The organism is Patescibacteria group bacterium, assembly GCA_028707495.1.
In the GTDB taxonomy this organism is placed as follows: domain Bacteria; phylum Patescibacteriota; class Patescibacteriia; order UBA2591; family JAQWAS01; genus JAQWAS01.
Genome location: JAQWAS010000002.1, coordinates 105,943 through 123,315 on the forward strand (window position 1 = coordinate 105,943; position 17,373 = coordinate 123,315).

The 17,373-nt window shown below is 32.6% G+C and carries 16 protein-coding genes and 3 tRNA genes; 3 read left to right on the top strand and 16 right to left on the bottom strand.

Features of this window, described 5'->3' with window-relative positions:
• Positions 1-58: 58 nt before the first annotated feature.
• From PHS07_01345 to PHS07_01410, 14 genes are all read right to left on the bottom strand, one after another.
• Positions 59-517: a GatB/YqeY domain-containing protein gene (locus PHS07_01345; protein MDD4606973.1), complete on the bottom strand. Its 459-nt coding sequence runs from the start codon at positions 515-517 to the stop codon at positions 59-61.
• 11 nt (positions 518-528) lie between these two features.
• Entirely contained in the window at positions 529-777 is a 249-nt protein-coding gene (rpsU, locus tag PHS07_01350; GenBank protein MDD4606974.1) for a 30S ribosomal protein S21, read from the bottom strand.
• An 88-nt stretch (positions 778-865) separates the two neighbouring features.
• Entirely contained in the window at positions 866-2,092 is a 1,227-nt protein-coding gene (mtaB, locus tag PHS07_01355) for a tRNA (N(6)-L-threonylcarbamoyladenosine(37)-C(2))-methylthiotransferase MtaB (GenBank protein ID MDD4606975.1), read from the bottom strand.
• Positions 2,089-3,744: a histidine--tRNA ligase gene (hisS, locus tag PHS07_01360; protein MDD4606976.1), complete on the bottom strand. Its 1,656-nt coding sequence runs from the start codon at positions 3,742-3,744 to the stop codon at positions 2,089-2,091. The genes mtaB and hisS overlap by 4 nt, the downstream gene beginning before the upstream one ends.
• 10 nt (positions 3,745-3,754) lie before the next feature.
• Positions 3,755-4,390 carry a signal peptidase I gene (gene lepB, locus PHS07_01365; GenBank protein ID MDD4606977.1) on the bottom strand — a complete coding sequence of 212 codons (636 nt, stop codon included), beginning with the start codon at positions 4,388-4,390 and terminating at the stop codon, positions 3,755-3,757.
• 133 nt (positions 4,391-4,523) lie between these two features.
• Positions 4,524-5,432, bottom strand: a complete 909-nt coding sequence (locus tag PHS07_01370; protein ID MDD4606978.1) for a hypothetical protein — start codon at positions 5,430-5,432, stop codon at positions 4,524-4,526.
• A gap of 275 nt (positions 5,433-5,707) precedes the next feature.
• Positions 5,708-5,784: transfer RNA gene (locus PHS07_01375), tRNA-Val, on the bottom strand.
• A gap of 142 nt (positions 5,785-5,926) precedes the next feature.
• A tRNA-Leu gene (locus PHS07_01380) sits at positions 5,927-6,010 on the bottom strand.
• Between the two features lie 67 nt (positions 6,011-6,077).
• Entirely contained in the window at positions 6,078-6,452 is a 375-nt protein-coding gene (rplS, locus tag PHS07_01385) for a 50S ribosomal protein L19 (protein ID MDD4606979.1), read from the bottom strand.
• 156 nt (positions 6,453-6,608) lie between these two features.
• Positions 6,609-7,196 carry a hypothetical protein gene (locus PHS07_01390; GenBank protein MDD4606980.1) on the bottom strand — a complete coding sequence of 196 codons (588 nt, stop codon included), beginning with the start codon at positions 7,194-7,196 and terminating at the stop codon, positions 6,609-6,611.
• On the bottom strand, positions 7,193-7,882 hold the full coding sequence (locus tag PHS07_01395; protein ID MDD4606981.1) for an RNA pseudouridine synthase: 690 nt from the start codon (positions 7,880-7,882) through the stop codon (positions 7,193-7,195). The genes PHS07_01390 and PHS07_01395 overlap by 4 nt, the downstream gene beginning before the upstream one ends.
• The gene (locus PHS07_01400) at positions 7,869-9,635 is read right to left on the bottom strand and encodes a CapA family protein (protein ID MDD4606982.1); all 1,767 of its coding nucleotides are present in this window, start codon (positions 9,633-9,635) and stop codon (positions 7,869-7,871) included. Before PHS07_01400 ends, PHS07_01395 begins: the two co-directional genes overlap by 14 nt.
• 6 nt (positions 9,636-9,641) lie before the next feature.
• Entirely contained in the window at positions 9,642-12,005 is a 2,364-nt protein-coding gene (locus PHS07_01405; protein ID MDD4606983.1) for a DUF3160 domain-containing protein, read from the bottom strand.
• Between the two features lie 190 nt (positions 12,006-12,195).
• Positions 12,196-12,272, bottom strand: a tRNA-Val gene (locus PHS07_01410).
• A gap of 385 nt (positions 12,273-12,657) precedes the next feature.
• Here PHS07_01410 and PHS07_01415 point away from each other — a divergent pair.
• Genes PHS07_01415 through pth form a run of 3 tightly spaced genes read left to right on the top strand, consistent with a single transcriptional unit; the run spans position 12,658 to position 16,061 of the window.
• Positions 12,658-14,154, top strand: a complete 1,497-nt coding sequence (locus PHS07_01415) for an LCP family protein (protein MDD4606984.1) — start codon at positions 12,658-12,660, stop codon at positions 14,152-14,154.
• Between the two features lie 10 nt (positions 14,155-14,164).
• Entirely contained in the window at positions 14,165-15,502 is a 1,338-nt protein-coding gene (gene der, locus PHS07_01420; protein MDD4606985.1) for a ribosome biogenesis GTPase Der, read from the top strand.
• A 1-nt stretch (position 15,503) separates the two neighbouring features.
• Positions 15,504-16,061 (top strand): aminoacyl-tRNA hydrolase, encoded by a 558-nt coding sequence (gene pth / locus PHS07_01425; protein ID MDD4606986.1) that lies wholly within the window; start codon positions 15,504-15,506, stop codon positions 16,059-16,061.
• A 42-nt stretch (positions 16,062-16,103) separates the two neighbouring features.
• Here pth and PHS07_01430 read toward each other — a convergent pair whose 3' ends face one another.
• Both PHS07_01430 and PHS07_01435 read right to left on the bottom strand, forming a co-directional pair.
• Positions 16,104-16,559 (bottom strand): hypothetical protein, encoded by a 456-nt coding sequence (locus PHS07_01430; protein ID MDD4606987.1) that lies wholly within the window; start codon positions 16,557-16,559, stop codon positions 16,104-16,106.
• A gap of 285 nt (positions 16,560-16,844) precedes the next feature.
• Positions 16,845-17,165, bottom strand: coding sequence for a hypothetical protein (locus tag PHS07_01435; GenBank protein MDD4606988.1), 321 nt, complete (start codon positions 17,163-17,165; stop codon positions 16,845-16,847).
• Positions 17,166-17,373 lie beyond the last annotated feature (208 nt).

Sequence of the window (17,373 nt, forward strand, 5' to 3'; positions counted from 1 at the left end):
GGGGTTTTAAAAAATTATAAAATATTAAAAATACTAGAAAAATTATTATTTAAATATACTATTTACCAGCTAAAATTTCTTTTACAATTTGATTAACTAAATTACCATCAGCCTGACCTTTTAATTTGGGCATAATAGCTCCCATAATTTTACCGAAATCTTGTAAGCTCACATTGCCCAAGCTTTCAATTGTATTTTGAATAATTTTTCTGACTTCATCTTCAGATAATTGTGCTGGTAAATATTGTTGAATAATTTCTAATTCTTTTTTTTCTTGATCGGCTAAATCTTGACGTCCGCCCTGCTCATAAGCTTGAATTGAATCCTGACGTTTTTTAGCTTCTTTAATTATAACGCCCAAAACATCATCTTCAGTTAATTCTTTTTTTGAGCTACGTAATTCTATCTCGTAATTAGCAATCGCACTTTTAACCATGCGTAAAGTTGAAACTAAAAACTTATCGCCAGATTTCATAGCGTTTTTAATATTTTGTTCGATATTATCTTTAAGAGTCATATTAATCTAATTTATTTTTTATATTGATAACCACGCGGTTCATCTTCAATCTGACCAATTTTTTTAAGATATTCTCTTTTGTCTCGGCTTTGTTTGCGCTTTAAAGCTGACTCTTTTTGAGCTCGCTTGTTAGGTTTTTTGGTATAAAATTGACCAGATTTAACAGTAATTAAATGGCGAGTACTTTCGACTTTCTGACGAAATCGACGCAATAAATTATTAATTGACTCGTTATCTTTTTTCTTTACTTCTATGGACACTTAAAACACCTCCTTTTCTTTAAAATTTAAAAAAATTAATAAATTACTTTAAAATAATTTCTATTCCCATTATAGTTATATTTATAATTTAAGTCAAGCCATTTTCTTCTACTAACACTCCGTTTTTAAAATTTTTAATTAACTTAACTTTAATAGTTTGATTATGTAAATCTTTGTCTGTTTTAAAATAAGCTTTAATATAGTTATCTGTCCAACCCTGCCAAGTATCGCCAATTTTATTTTCAAATAGCACTTCACTATTTGTGTTTAAAAAATTATTAACTACTCGTTGACGTAAAATTAGATCTAATTGTCTTAATTCTAAACTCCGAGCCTTTTTGGTTTCTAAACTAATTTGATTTTTAAAATCCGCTGAGCGCGTTCCCTGTCTTACAGAATAACGAAAAACATGTATCTTATAAAAACCAACCTGCTGACAAAAATCATACGTCTGTTGAAAATCCTTTTCAGTTTCACCGGGAAAACCGACTATAATATCGGCTGTAAAATTTATCCGCGGTTGTATCTGACGTAATTGCTGAATAATTTTTAAAACTTGCCGTCGGGTATAATTTCGGCCCATTTTTTTTAAAATCTGATTACTGGCACTTTGCAAGGATAAATGGATGTGTGGACATAAACGCGGATGCTGAAATAATTTTATTAAAGCTGAATTTAAATGACTCGGCCATAATGAAGATAAGTGTAAACGTGGTAAAGACGTTTCTTCTAAAATTTGTTGAATTAAATCAGCTAAGTTAAAGCCTTGATAATCATATTTTGCGATATTTGTTCCAACTAAAACAGCCTCTTGATGCCCAGCTTTAATTAAGTTTTTAATTTGTTGAATAATATCTCGATTAGAAAAACTCTGTGGTCGACCCCGTAAAAAAGGAACAATACAATAAGCACAAAAATTATCACAACCGGATTGAATCTTAACTAAAGCCCGAGTTAAATTTTGTGCTTTATTTTTAACTGATAAAAGTTTTTTTATTTTTAAATGATCTTTTAGAATTAATGGCAAATTATCTTTTTTAAAATTATCTATCCATAAATCAATTTGAGGCAATTTATGATCCAATAAACAACCAGACGCTACAATTAAGGCCCGAGAATTTTGTTGCCGAGCTTGACTAATTTTTTGGCGTGATTCACGTTCAGCTTTTTGAGTTACGCTACAACTATTAATAATGTAGATGTCTGCCCGAGAATTAAAATTGACTATTTTAAAATTTTGACCTAAATAATTTTGCCAGTTTTTAATTTCAGCTTGATTAACCTTACAACCCAAACTATAAAACGCTAACTTCATTTCTTTTTGTGAATAAATTTCTTAACTTTAGTCTTAATTTTAGTTTTAAATTTATTATTATTTTTGGGTTGAGGTTTGGTTGATAAATTTTTCTTTGCAACTGGCTTAATTTTTTTTATTTTATTAGATGTTTTTTTATTTTTAACCGTTAATTTAGTTTTAATTTTGAGTGATGATTTATCCTTTTCTCTTGTCCAACCACTATAACTTATTACTTTTTTTCTTTTTAATCTTTTTTTAACCTCCTCGGCTACCCTATCAATATCAATTATTTCTTGCACACCGCTTTGCATGTCGCGAATTAAAATCGTGTTATCTAAAAGCTCCTTTTGACCTAAAATTAAAGTATAATCAACACTATGTTTGTTGGCTATTTCCAATTGATCACGTAAACTATCTTTTGAAAAGGCTTGACCAACGTCTAGGCCTTCCAATCTTAAAGTTTCAAATAATTTTAGGATTTTCCTTTTGGCTGTCTGGCCAACATGAATTAAAAACACTCGACATTTACGATTAATTGATAAATTTTTAACCTTTCTTAGTTCTATAATTGTTCGATCAATACCAATCGCCATACCACAAGCTGATACATTTTGTCCGCCCAAATTTTGAATTAATTTGTCATATCGGCCACCGCCACCCAAAGCACTCTGAGCTAAAATTTCATCAGTCTTGGGCCAAATTTCAAAAATAGTTTTAGTATAATAATCTAAACCGCGAGCAATCCGCGGGTTTAAATTGTATAAAACTTCCGCCTCGTCTAGATATTCTAAAACACTAATAAAATGCTCCTTACACTCTTGGCATAAATAATCTACAATTTGTGGTGCCTCTAGAATGATGCGTTGGCAAGTTTCTTCTTTGCAGTCTAAAATTCGCAAAGGATTTTTGTCCAACCTCTTTTGACATTCCTCGCACAATAAACCCTTACGGGCTTTTAAATATTTTACCAACTCTTCTTGATAAAGGGGCCGGCATTCCTGACAACCTAAACTGTTAATTTGAATTGTCACGTCAATGCCCAAACTTTTATATAATTTAAAAGCAATTAAGATCATTTCGGCGTCTAAAATAGAATCTTTACTTCCCAAAGACTCTAAGCCAAACTGTTGAAATTCACGATAACGTCCCTTTTGGGGGCGCTCGTGTCGATACATCGTGCCACTATAAAAAAGTTTAACTGGCTGTGGTAAATTTAACATGCCATGTTGAATATATGATCGACAAACTGAAGCTGTACCTTCGGGTCTTAAAGTAATCGACTCACCACCCTGATCTTCAAAAGTAAACATTTCTTTGTTCACAATATCCGTATCGTCACCAATACTTCTTTTAAATAAATCCGTTTCTTCCAGTAGGGGTAAATTAATTTTTTCATAGCCATAAATTTGAGCTAAACGTGAAGCCATGGAATTAAAATAATCAAAATATTTTTGTTCGGGCGGCAAAATATCGCGCATGCCACGCAAGTTTTCTATTTTGTCATTATGTTTTTTCTTGCTGGAATGATTTTTTTTTGTTAGCTTGATTGATGTATTTTTATTTAAATTTTTTGCCGGTCGCCCCTTGGGTCTATTTTTTTCTTTTTTAAAAAATTTATTTTTGGGAGACACCGCTGATGTCTTTTTGGAGACTATTTTTTTTAGGGCCATATTTTTAAATTTATTGTGAAATAATATTGTAAATTGGTGATTTAAAACTTTCTAAACGATCGACTGGCCAACCGCGTAACCAACTTCGACCAATAATTAAATCCTTTGGCACAATGCCAAAAACTCTCGAATCTAAACTGTAATTCCGGTTATCGCCCAAAACATAATACTCCTTTTCACTTAATTCTATTTTAATATCACCACGCGTCTGAGTGCCCGGAGCTAAATAATCCGTTTCGTCTAATTTAATTTCATTAGCCGTAGTTGATTTTTTTATAAAAACTTCACCATCTTTAATAATAACTGTTTCGCCTGGCAAACCAATGACTCGTTTAATAAAATATTGCGTAGGATCTTTGGGATATTTAAAGACTATCACATCACCTCGACTAACTTCACCCACCCGATAACTAATTTCATCAATAATTAAATATTCATGATCATACAAGGTTGGTTCCATGGAAGCACCTTTAACATAAAAAGGTTGAATTAAAAAATAACGGACTGGAATAATAATGGCCAAAGAAATAACCACAATTTTGACTAGTTCCCATACAAAAATTTTTAACCCAGTTTGAATACGTCTGGGGGGCAATAAATACATTTGTTGGCGACGTCTAAAAATCTTGTCGAAAAATTGTGACATATTTTTTAAATAATATAAATTTAATTGTTAATTAAATTATAAACTATTTAAAATTAAACTACAAGTTAAAAAAATATTTTAAAAAAAGGGTGCGGATCGTTTAACAATCCGCACCTATCTCTTTTAGGAAATTTTATTTATTGTCTCCCAAGGCAAGACCGGCGTTATTTCCGTAAGTTACAACATAATATTCTGGTAAATTGTCCCTTGGGTTGAAAATAAAGCAAACTTCGGAATTACCTGAAGCATCGCCCGGTTTTATACCTATAAAGGGTGACTTAACGTTATCGCCCTCTCCATAGCGAGAAACCGTATCAAGGCCTTTATTTACTAATTCCGGATTTAAAAGTGAACCGAATATCCGTAAACTTAAGGCCTGTTCGAAAATTCCAACTGACAAACCTCCGATTTTTGAGACATTTTGGAGAGATTCATTTATCAATACTACATGGTAAATAAAATAAATCGCTCCCTTATTGTCTGTTGTCTCTAACGCGAATCGACGTGGGTCAAATGATTCCCCTCGACTGAATATTTCTGACCTAATATTACAGTCACCCAAAGAGAGAAGCGTTGTTGAAGAAAACCATTCATTAGAGTTTAAAACTGGTATTGCTAAATAAACCCCTTTAGCAGCTAGACTCCCTAGTGTTTCGTCTGGATAACGAGCTTCCCATAAAGCCAGCATCCGTTCGATTGTTACCTTTCGTAAATTCTCTAAAGCGGTTTCTATCAGCTCTATCATAGCTTTTTGCCCATGGATAGTTAGGATCTCCTTAATCCGAGCTTTCCAAAGGGCGTAAAGCTTTTCTAGATCCGCTAAGCGTTGATTTTTCCTTTTCTTGGCAACGTTTTTCTCGGCCTCCTCAATTATATCCAAAAGATATTCTGCGGATATGCCTTTTTCTATCATTGATTCGAATTGACCAAGAAAATGTTGTCTTTTTCTGTCACTTTCAACCGCCTCAGGCTCAGGTTTTTCACCTCCCCTCTCGATAGAACTAAAACCTTTTTTTTCTTCGTGATTCTCTTCGTCTGGCATAGCAAACCTCCTCTATTGTGTTGCTTAACTTTGAATTTCAGTAAATTATTTTTTACTTTTTATATATTTTAAATAACTATCTATATGATAGCATAAATTTAAAATCGTGTCAAGCAAAACAGTGCATAACTTGTCTTCATTAAAAAATAAAAAAATATCCAAAAATGGATATTTTGGTGGACGATGTAGGATTCGAACCTACGGCCTTCTCGGTGTAAACGAGACGCTCTAGCTTCACCCTCACACCTATTAACCTATTAATATAAAGGTGGACATGGTGGACGATGTAGGATTCGAACCTACGGCCTTCTCGGTGTAAACGAGACGCTCTAACCAACTGAGCTAATCGTCCTAAAGTTTTAATAGGTGTGAGGGCAAGTCTGAGCTAATCGTCCAAATTTTTAACACGAAAATTATCTTGATTTAAAATGCTCAGAGTGGGACTTGCCAGCCTATAGCTGGTCAGCCTCTAGCTGAAACCCACATTCTAAAAATGCGGACGAGAGGATTTGAACCTCCACAGGATTTCTCCCACAAGCCCCTCAAGCTTGCGCGTCTACCAATTCCGCCACATCCGCATAATTCCAACCTGGGCACAAATTATTAGTGTCATTAGCATTCAATAAGTATCATTGGTGTTGTGCTTTATTCTTCGATATTCTTCTCTTTTAATTTCTTTTTAAATTTAAGATTGCGTAAAAAGAAAAGTTTAGCGCGACGCACTCTAGCCTGCTTGATCAATTTAACTTGAGCGATATTAGGTGAATATAAAGGAAAAATCTTTTCAACACCAATACCATTAGCGCCAATTTTACGCACAGTAAAAGTGGCTTCTGGTTGTTGACCACCCTTTTGAGCAATGATAATACCTTCGAAAGGTTGTTGACGAATTTTATCATTACCCTTGGCGTCTTTTTCACGAATATATTGATAAACTCGGACTGTCATCCCGGGTTTAATTTTTTGACGCCAACTATTATCAACACTTTCCCCCTCTTCAACTTCTTCTTCAGTTGAAATAGATTCTTCAGGTGATTTTGTGTCATTTTGCGCTTCTGCGTTTGCAGTTTCTTCAGCTGGTTGATTATTTTGTTCCTCAACAACTTGATCGGTTGTTTGATCTTGATCGGTCATAAAATTATTATTTAAAATTTAAAAATTATCTTTTATCCTAGCTTAATTATTAATCTCTGTCAACTCTTGTTGAATAATCTCCACCACTTCTTGAATAGCTTGATCTAATTTACCTTGATGATTAATTACTTCATAATCATATATGTTTCTATATTTTAACCATTCTCGAGTATATTCCATTCTCTCTTTTATGTATTCATCCGTGACATTGCTACGTCCCCTTATTCTTTGCTCTAAAACATCCAAGGGCGCATTAATAAAAATTGCTATTATCTTTGGCATCAACTTTTTAGCGGTTATAACTCCCTGATAATCAATTTTCCAAATACCAATTTTATCCGATAAATTTTTAATGCGTTCTATTTCTTGATGTGTAATGCCATAATATTCATTATTATATTGTTGAGCATATTCAAAAAAAAGATTATTTTTTATTCCAGCTTTAAATTCTTGACGAGAAATAAAATAATAAGGATGACCCGGTGATTCTTTGGGTCGCATTGAACGCGAGGTGGTAGTAATAGCAGCTTCGATTGGAAAATAATCTTTTAATTTTTGAATAATACTATCTTCGCCAGCTCCTGATGGGCCAGAAATTATAAAAATTTTATTGGTATAATTTTGTGTCATTTTATTATATTTAAAAAATCTTGCAATTCAATGGGTAAGTCGATTTTAAATTCTTGCCACTCATTTTTTAAATCATTTAGACCTAGATGATATGAATGTAAAAATATTCTGTTTAAATCTGTTTTGTTTTTAAATTTTTTAAAAGTATAAATTGAATCGCCCACGATTGGATAACCCAACTCTTTTAAATGTAATCTAATTTGATGAGTCCGACCGGTTTTAATTCTGACTTTTAATAATGTATAATTTTTAAATCTTTGTTCAACTTGATACTCGGTTAAAGCTGGCTTAAGATCTTTTAAAGTGTTGACTGACATCTGACCAAAATTTTTAGTTGAACGACCAATAGCTAAATTAATTATACCCTGATCGTCTTTGACTTGTCCATAAACTAAAGCTTGATATTCTTTTAAAATTTGATGAGTCTGAAATTGCTCTTTTAAATTTGTAAACATCGTTTGATTTAAAGTCACAACTAACAAACCCGAAACTTCCTTATCTAAACGATGCACAATTCCGGGCCGTTGTTCGTCGTCGCCGACATTTTTAATTTGAGGATATTTTTGAATTAAAAAATCGACTAAAGTTTTTTCCTGACTATGTGGCGCCGGATGAACCAATAAACCCGCTGGCTTGTTTATAACTACATAATCTTGATTTTTAGAAATAATGTTAATTTTGAACATAAATAACTTTTTTATCTCCAAAATTTTTAATTTGAAGATTGTAAAATTGATTTAAATCGCTTCTAAAATCATTATAAAAACTCCACTCATGCCAGTGCCAAATCGATAAATAATCTGCCACGGGGTTAGCTAAATTTTGATAATCTCCTTCTAAAACAATTAATTCGTTTTGTTGATCATTATTAACGTCCTCAACCGCCATTTCTCTAATTGGAGCATCCAAACTTGACGAACCCCAAAACAATTTTATTTTAGCACCGTCCCACTTATAAATAAAGAGGTGACTAGCCCAATCATTGATATTTTCGTCTAACCAAAAAGGTAAATCTGGGCCATATTTCCCAAATTTCCAAAGTGAAACAATTATATCTATTTTTTGATCATTATCTATATCATCTAAAATCACGTTTTCAACTTGCCAATCACTTTCACTCTGCCAAATTATTTTTTCAGCCTGATAAATATACAAAATCCCATCTTTAATTATAACTTTTTCATTCTGACCGTCATTATTTATATCTGCCTCTTGGGATGTTTTAAAAATATTTTCTTGATTTTTAAAAGATAAATTTTGCCGCCAATTTTTTTGATAGTTTTCTCCATCCCAAATAAAGACTGGCTGTGATTGAAAATCTATTTTTAATTTTTTTAAAATACGTTTTTCTTCTTCTGCATCGGCGAATCTCGGTTGAGAAAAATCTTCTATAATGGTGGGATAAAATTCAATACCAACAATATCTTTATCCTCAAAAACAATCTCAGCTATTAAACCCTCTCGAGTTTCCTGCGACCACATTTGGTCAAAGACAAAATTGCCTAAACTATAAAAAATAAAACCATTTTTATATTTTTCAAATGTTTGGATGACGTGCGGGTGGTGACCTAAAACCAAACTCGCGCCAGCGTCAATTGCCGTATGAGCAAATTCTATCTGCCGACTACTGGGTTCGGGAGTATATTCCGTGCCCGAATGCATAGAAACAATCACAACATCTGACTTTTGTTTGGCTTGCTGAACATCAATTTTCATTTTATCAATATCCATAAAAACTGTTCCAGCTCTATCTTGTGTTGCCTGATAATTATCCGGTACCACATCTGTATCATTATAAGCCAAAAAAGCAAATTTTATGCCTTTAATTTCTTTAATCGCTGGTTGACGTGCCTCTAAAATATTGTTGCCAGCACCAATATATGAAATATTAGCATCTTGTAAATATTTAAAAGTGTCTTTAAGTCCGGCTTCGCCAAAATTCGGCGTATGATTGTTGGCCAAAGACAGAATATCGAATCCGGCATATTTTAAACCTTCAACTATTTCCGGATCAGACCTAAAAGACATACTTTCGGTTTGAACAATTTTCCCAGGCGTAATGGCTGTTTCCAAATTACCAAAAGTAATATCAGCGCTTTTAAGTAGTTCCGCCGTTTTTAAAAACGGATATTTATAATTTTGATGTTGACGAATTTTAGTTGCCACGTCTCGCGACAACATAATATCCCCAACGGCCATTAATAAAATCCGTCTTTTTAACTCTTTTATTTCATTTTGATTAATCAAATTTTCTGTTTTTTTAATATTAATTAATGAATCGTTTTTTAAAGCTTGATTTTCTATGTTTTCTTGAGTTGCTGAATAAAAATACTCAACATCTTCAAAAAAATATTGAGTATTTTTAAAATATATCAACGCAAAAATTAAACCAACAATTAAAACCAAAATAGAAAAGATTAACCAATAAATTTTACTCATCTTTTTTTATTCTTGAGGTGCAACAAAAGAAGCTGTCCAATCGGCCATGGCTGGCTCTTCTCCATTTTTTAACATTTCTCGCCACTTCTCATCAGTTAAACGATCGCTTAATGGCCACGGGAATTCATAATGTGTATATACGCCACCCTTGGTAATTCTTAATTCACCATCAATGGGCACAATTGCATAGATTTCTCCAATATAACCTGTGGCCTCTTCCAAAACTGAACCATTTGGGTCAGTCGCTACATCAGCTACCACCGCTGCCGGCTCCTCAGATAATTGACTTTTATTTTCTATACCCATATCTTTAACAGCTTGAATCCAAAAATGTTCTAAGCTTCCACCATAGGCGCGGATTAAATTATAATCTTCATCTGACAAAGCGACTCCATTTAATTCCTTTTCTGAAATTTCTTTAAGTTGCAAAACTAAAATTTCCATTTTATCTAAAAACTCAGTATTTTCTTCGGATAATAAACTTCTAATCTGTAATCCTTCTCTGGTCATTTTTAATAAACCTGCTAGACGCGCATAAACATATGGATTGGGCTCAACATAGCCACGATCATCTAATTTTTCGTTATCTCCGCCACCACCTAGTTCAGCATAAACCTGTTTAGCATAAAGAATAGTATCGCGTTTTAATTCAGTCCAGCTACTTAAATAAGTAGTTAATTCTTTATGAACCCAGGCAGTATTTTGCATAAAAACCGGCCAGCCATTGCCTTTGATCTCTAATAACGGCCTTAACATATTTAACCAGCCCCAATAGAGATTTTGTGTCCAAGTGTTATCATTAAATGAGGCAACGTATTGCTTCATTTTATTCATATTTTCCGAATAGCAAGTATAATCTGTTTCGTCTTCTTGCTCTAAAATATTTAAGGCTTCAACTGATCCCATGGCCGCGGGAATATCTAATCCTTTAGGTAAACACCTTGCTCCAGCTCGACAACCGGTTTGCTTGGGATCATAATTTGAACAAACTTGAGTTTTATCTCCAACCTCTCTGTAAATTAATCTTTGAAAAATTGAAGCATCAATCGTAAATCTCTGACCCATAAAACGAAACCCTTTTATTTCTTGATCTCTGTCCTCTTGGATACCAGCAGCAAAAATCGGCATAGAATTTATTTGCGGTGATTCTAAATTTTTAGTTTGTTGTAAAAAGGCATCCAATTTATCTTGATCACTCGTAATTAAACTTAAATTAAGATTTTCCGTATTATAAACTGATTTTAAAATATCATCATAATCATAAAAAGTAATATCATCACTCTTGCCCACAAAAAAGACCGTTGGCTCATAAACTCTATCCCATGATTTCTGTAAATTATTATTTTCTTCCAAAGCTATGCTCATTAAAATGGCCGATTTTGTCTCATCTAAACTTTTGAGACGAAAAGTCATCCGCCCCAAATACATCATAGCTTTAAAATATTTTTTCAAATTTTCATCTCTGGTATAGTGACCACGAACATTATATTGAGAATAATCTTCTTTTAAGGCCTCGACAGGTAAAATACCCTGAGGCGTTGTAAACCAAGCATCCTGAACTAGGTCTTTACCTATATTTATCACTGGCGATAGCTGAATTTCTTGATGCTCTTCAATTAAATTTAATTCTGTTTCAACTTCTGTTTTAACATAATCAGGAATGACTGCCTCTGGATAAAGCAATTTATTAGCTACAATAAAAAAAGCTACATTTCTCTTGGCGGCATTCTCCCATTCGGTGTCTTTTAATTGTTCGTATTGAGTTTCAGATGCTTTGCGCATTTCATAAGTTAAATTAGTCACCTCTTGAAATAATTGCTGTTTTTCTAAATCTCTCAATAAATAATCAAAAGCTAAATGATAATTATGCAATATAGAATCAGTGGTAATAAAATTAGGAATTTGACGCATGCGATTTAATTCGTAGATAGAAAAAAATTCTTGGTAATTTTGGGGAATAACTACAAATCCATTTTTGACTAATAAATTTTGAGCTGCATCAGAAAATTTAAATCTATCTTTATTAATTACGTTATCTAAATTTTGGGCTACACTATAAAAAGGTATCTGTGGATTAATTTCAACTGTGGGTTCTTCATAATCAGCAAATCTACTTGCTAAAACAGTAGCTGGTTTTAAAATATTTTCAATTAAATTGCGGGGTTGTTCTTTGTTTAAATTTTCATCAACTAAATTTTCTGTTTTGTTTAAATAAAAATTAAGATATTTAAAAAGTCCATACCCTCCCACGCCTAAAATTATCGCAACAAAAAAAATAATCCCCAAAACTCGCCATGAAAATCGCTTTTTATTATTTAAAGCATCAGGCGTTATTTGGTGAAGACTTTCGTCAAATTTTTCTTCAAACATAATTTTATAATTAAAAAATTAAATTATTTTATCTATCTTTAATATAACATTCTAAACAAATTGAAACAATTGTTAACTGTTTTTTTAGTGGGCGTACGTGGACTCGAACCACGGACCTTTTGAATGTGAATCAAACGCTCTAACTTCACCCTCACATTTTAACAATATTTAAATTCAAAATTCTGATTTATGGTGGGCACATCTGGATTCGAACCAGAGACCTCTGCGATGTGAACGCAGCGCTCTAACCAACTGAGCTATGTGCCCATAAAAGTGTGAGGGCAAGACTGAGCTATACGCCCTCTATGCCAATTTTAATTTTATTTGTATTTTAAATATAAACAATTAATCTAATAAATAATAATTGGGGTCTGGGGACGGTATTGAGCCACAGATATTTAAGCACCATCTTAAATTCGTTTTCTACCTGTCATCCTGAACTTGTTTCAGGATCTGTTATACGCTAACCCAGATGCTGAAATAAATTCAGCATGACAACTTTTTTTTTGTTTTCCCGTCGACCAAGCGGTATATATTCAAACAACCCACAACTTATAACTTACATTTTTATTCTATATCTTCTTTTCATCTTACCACAACCATTTTGCTTTTTCAAGATTTTAATCTATAATAAAAGAAACAAAAAAAATTTATGGAACGAAAAATAGATGATGTTAGTAAAATAGATTTATTAACTGATTTCTCTCGTCGCCAAGTTAATCCTCAAGAAAGCGGTTGGTTAAAAGCTAAAAAAACTATTCTAAAATTAGCGCTTATTTTTTTATTTATTGCCATTTTATTTTTCACCAACATTTTATTCGCTGGTAATGGTTTGCTAGGTTCATCCAATCAGTCTTTACCCAAGACTGGTTTTATTTCTTTTATTAATCAAATCAAAGAAATTTTTATCCCCAGTGATAATGATTTATCTGGCGAAGATCAAGATCGAATTAATATTCTATTACTCGGAATGGGCGGAGTTCAACACGATGGACCATACTTGACCGATACAATAATTTTAGTTAGTATTAAACCCTCAACCAATCAAGTAGCTTTAATTTCTATTCCGCGAGATTTGTATGCGCCTATTCCAAGCTACGGTTGGCGCAAAATTAATAACGCTAATTCTTTTGGCGAAGTTGATGGCACGGGCGGTGGTGAATTAGCCGCTCAAACTGTGAGCCAAATTTTAGATTTGCCTGTGCATTATTATGTTCGAATTGATTTTGACGGCTTTACTCAATTAATTGACGACCTGGGTGGTATTACTTTAGAAGTTGATAATAGTTTTATTGATAAAGAATATCCAGCGCCAAATTATGATTATCAAACTATCAGCTTTGAAGTTGGTAAACAAAAAATGGACGGTGAAACGGCTTTGATTTATGCTCGTTCGCGTCATGGTAATAATGGCGAAGGTTCCGATTTTGCTCGTGGTAAACGGCAACAAAAAGTTATCTTAGCAGTCAAAGATAAGGTTTTTTCTTTAAATACTTTAATCCAACCACAAAAAATTTGGAAAATCTATGACAACATTAATCAACACGTTAAAACTAATTTAACGGTCAATCAAATAAATTCTTTATTAACCTTGGCTAAAAATTTTAATAAAGATAATTTAATTAATGTTGTTTTAGATGATGGCATAAATGGTTATTTGAAATCTAATATCACGCCTGATGGTGCTTATGTCTTGATTCCAGTAACTGGTAATTTCCGTCAAATTGCTGATATGACTAACAATATTTTTCAAAATAATTCTACGATTGAAAAAGATAAAGTTGATTCTGTAAATGATCAACTTGAAACTAAATCTACGCTATCAACACCTGAACCAGAAATTGAAAAAATTAACGCTAAAATTATAATTTTAAATGGTTCTGGCCAAACTGGTTTAGCTTCTCAAGTAGCCAACCAACTTAGCCCCTTGGGTTATCAAATTGTTAAAATTGGCAATGCCGATCGTTGGGATTATGAAAAAAGCGTTATTTATAATTTAAATTCTGAAAATAAACCAGAAAATTTAAAATTACTTAAACAAGAACTTGAAGCGAATATATCTGACACAACGCCCACTTACTTACAAGATTTAGTTGCTTTAAAGCCTGACTTTATTATTGTTTTAGGTTTAAATCACATTCAACCATAAAAAAATATTTATGTATAATAACTTACCCACTGTTGCTATTTTAGGCAGAGAAAATGTTGGCAAATCAACCTTATTTAATCGTTTAATTGAAAAACGTAAAGCGATTACTTCTCAAATTTCCGGCACCACTCGTGATCGTAATTATGGTATTTGTTTTTGGCGTGGTCAAAAAATTCATTTAATCGATACTGGCGGAATGAATATCAATAGTGAAAATAAACTCAAACGTGATATCTTAAATCAAAGTTTAACTGCCCTAAAACAAGCGGATATAATTGTTTTAGTTATAGATGGCCAAATTGGCTTATTACCCGCTGACAAAGATGTTACTCAACTTTTACGCAAAACCGACAAGCCGGTTGTTTTAGCTATTAATAAAATTGATAATCCTCAACTTCGCGAAAATCTAGATTTAAATTTAGTTGGCAAATTGGGTTTTGAAAATTATTTTTTAATCTCAGCTGCTAATGGCAGTGGTATTGGTGATATGTTAGATGATTTAATTAAATTATTACCTGCGCCTGAAGCAGAAAATGTATCTATTGAAAAACCGATTAAAATTAGTATTATTGGCAAACCTAACGTCGGTAAATCATCTTTGCTAAATAAAATTCTAAATGAAGATCGGGCAATTGTTTCGGCCATGCCCCATACAACGCGCGAGCCTCAAGATGCTTTTTTAAATTACAAGGGGAATCAAATTTTAATCGCCGATACCGCTGGTATTCGTCGTAAATCTAAAATTATTGATTTATTAGAAAAAGCGGGCGTACACCAAAGTTTAAAATATTTAAGAAAAGCTGATATTATTTTATTTGTGGTTGATGTTAATTTAAAAGTTTCCGCTCAAGATAAACGTCTGGCTGATTTAATTGTTGCTTCAGAAAAAAGTGTTATTATTTTAGCCAATAAATATGATTTGATTCCAGAAAAAGACACCGAAATACTTCAAAAATATGAAATATATTTTAAAAAGAATTTTCCACATTTAAGTTTTGCACCAATGATTTTTATTTCAGCTAAAACTAATTTTAATCTGCAACAAGTTTTAGAAAAAGTTTTAATGGTTAAAAATAATCGCCAACGCTTAATTCCGGCTGATGAACTGAAAAATTTTATTCAAAATATCAGATTTAATCAACCTCAATCTAAAAATAAAAATAAAAAAAATAGTTTAATCCATGACTTAGTCCAAACAGAAACCAATCCACCACATTTTAATTTATATGTCTCTCGTCAAAAAAATTTAGCACCAGCTGTCTTAAATATTATTGAAAAAAAACTTTATCAAAATTTTAATTTATCTGGCACGCCCATCAAAATTATTATTAAAGATGTTAATAAATAATATGTTTTTAATCGCTGGTCTGGGCAACCCCGGACGTCAATATCAAAACACCCGTCACAATGTTGGTTTTATGGTTGTTGATCTTTTGGCTGGTGGAAACAAATGGCATACTAACGCCAAGTTTAAAGCTGAACATTGTCATCTTCAACTGCAAAATCAAGAAGTTGAATTATTAAAACCTCAAACCATGATGAATAATTCCGGCATGGCTGTTAAATCTTTTCAGCAAAAACATAATTTAGATTTAGATAAAATTATTATTATCCATGACGATTTAGATCTCCCACTAGGTCAACTCCGTATTAGTCAAAATATTTCCTCAGCTGGTCACAATGGAATTAAATCTATTATTCAATATTTAGATAGTCAAAATTTTATTCGTTTTAGACTTGGGATTAAAACTGATAAATTAGAAAAAATCCCAGCTGAAAAATTTGTTTTGCAAAATTTTAATGGTGCTGAAAAAAAACTTTTACAATCTGCTTTTGATAAAACGATTCAAGCTGTTGAATTTTTAATTACCCACACGCTAGAAGAAACTAAAAACAGTTTCAATTAAAAAAGGAGACTGATTAGGCCTCCTCTATTTATAGAGTATTTTTTAATCCACATTGATATAGACCACAACAGGTAGTTCGTGTCTAAAAACTTTTCCCCTACCTCGGTTACTCGACGATTCTATTCTCAACCATTCTCTGTCAGTAAGCGCACTAGCTACGCTAACTTTAATACGAGTGCCCGGATCAACCTTGAAAAAACCTTCAACTTGCTGATCAGCCTGATGAGAATTTCCGCGCAATTCAACGTCCAGTAAAATTTCTTCAGTATAACCGAAGGTGGTTTTCTTCTCAATAGTAAAACGGACATAACGCCGTTCTATAACGTTTTTTTCGAGAAGAACCCGGTAACAGGTGTATAAAGAATTTTCATCTTCAGTTCGCTCGAATTTCATTCGAACGTTGTAAATGTCGAGAATGTTTTTGCCAGTTTCGGTATTAATCTCGAAAACTGGCTTAGCTCCAAACACGGAACCCAACATAATAATTGTAATGAACATCCAATTTCTCATTCTTGCTCCTCTTTTAATTTTTTTTATTTTAATCTACACGTAGCTGTCCACTAGCGCAAGGAAATCTAGAATAATCTAAATCACCTTATCTTACGACTACTAACGAAACTAAGGAGGGTTGTTTCGTGTTTGTCACTAGTAGACAACTATGTGCAGATTAATTTTTTAATTTACTATCTACATCTTAGCATAAATTAAAATTCTTGTCAAGAACAGTAAAATATAATAAAGTGTAATTTAAAAAAATAAAAAAGGACTCGCGTTCTACGAGTCCTAGTCGAAAAGTGATGGCTCTTCGGCCATGCATTTCCTTCTCCGTTCTTTTAGAGACGTTGATGGTGTTGATGACGGTTTTGGCGCCTCTAACTTTTTTTCTTTTGGCTTTATATTTTTTTGCCATTCCCAAACTGGAATAAACCAATATTTTTCTGCCGGTAGATACATACCCATACGTTTTTCTGCCATTTTTCTGGCTTTCCACTCGGTACAACAACGAAATATTACTGGTTTACCGTTTTTTCTAAAAACAATCCTATTTGTCCAGTCTCCATAAACAACTACATACGGAATTTTTGTCCTCTTTTGTTTAGCCAATTTTGGCCTCCTTTTAAAAGAACATTTTTATTTACTTTAATTTATGATATCATAAATAATTTAAAATGTCAAGCAAAAATAGGTGCATTCTACTCCGAAGTGAAACATCAAGACAACTTAAAGGGGCACACGTTTTCAAGTAAAATGATTATTGAGCAATCAATAATTAACTTGATAAACAATATGCCCTACAAACATTTTACCTTAG

Bases quoted from the DNA above. Each gene is read 5' to 3' on its own strand.
- hisS (MDD4606976.1), bottom strand. From the start codon at position 3,744: ATGGCCCTAAAAAAAATAGTCTCCAAAAAGACATCAGCGGTGTCTCCC.
- PHS07_01370 (MDD4606978.1), bottom strand. From the start codon at position 5,432: ATGCCAGACGAAGAGAATCACGAAGAAAAAAAAGGTTTTAGTTCTATC.
- PHS07_01390 (MDD4606980.1), bottom strand. From the start codon at position 7,196: ATGACACAAAATTATACCAATAAAATTTTTATAATTTCTGGCCCATCA.
- PHS07_01415 (MDD4606984.1), top strand. From the start codon at position 12,658: ATGGAACGAAAAATAGATGATGTTAGTAAAATAGATTTATTAACTGAT.
- lepB (MDD4606977.1), bottom strand. From the start codon at position 4,390: ATGTCACAATTTTTCGACAAGATTTTTAGACGTCGCCAACAAATGTAT.
- mtaB (MDD4606975.1), bottom strand. From the start codon at position 2,092: ATGAAGTTAGCGTTTTATAGTTTGGGTTGTAAGGTTAATCAAGCTGAA.
- PHS07_01395 (MDD4606981.1), bottom strand. From the start codon at position 7,882: ATGTTCAAAATTAACATTATTTCTAAAAATCAAGATTATGTAGTTATA.
- PHS07_01345 (MDD4606973.1), bottom strand. From the start codon at position 517: ATGACTCTTAAAGATAATATCGAACAAAATATTAAAAACGCTATGAAA.
- PHS07_01430 (MDD4606987.1), bottom strand. From the start codon at position 16,559: ATGTTCATTACAATTATTATGTTGGGTTCCGTGTTTGGAGCTAAGCCA.
- PHS07_01400 (MDD4606982.1), bottom strand. From the start codon at position 9,635: ATGAGTAAAATTTATTGGTTAATCTTTTCTATTTTGGTTTTAATTGTT.
- PHS07_01405 (MDD4606983.1), bottom strand. From the start codon at position 12,005: ATGTTTGAAGAAAAATTTGACGAAAGTCTTCACCAAATAACGCCTGAT.
- pth (MDD4606986.1), top strand. From the start codon at position 15,504: ATGTTTTTAATCGCTGGTCTGGGCAACCCCGGACGTCAATATCAAAAC.
- der (MDD4606985.1), top strand. From the start codon at position 14,165: ATGTATAATAACTTACCCACTGTTGCTATTTTAGGCAGAGAAAATGTT.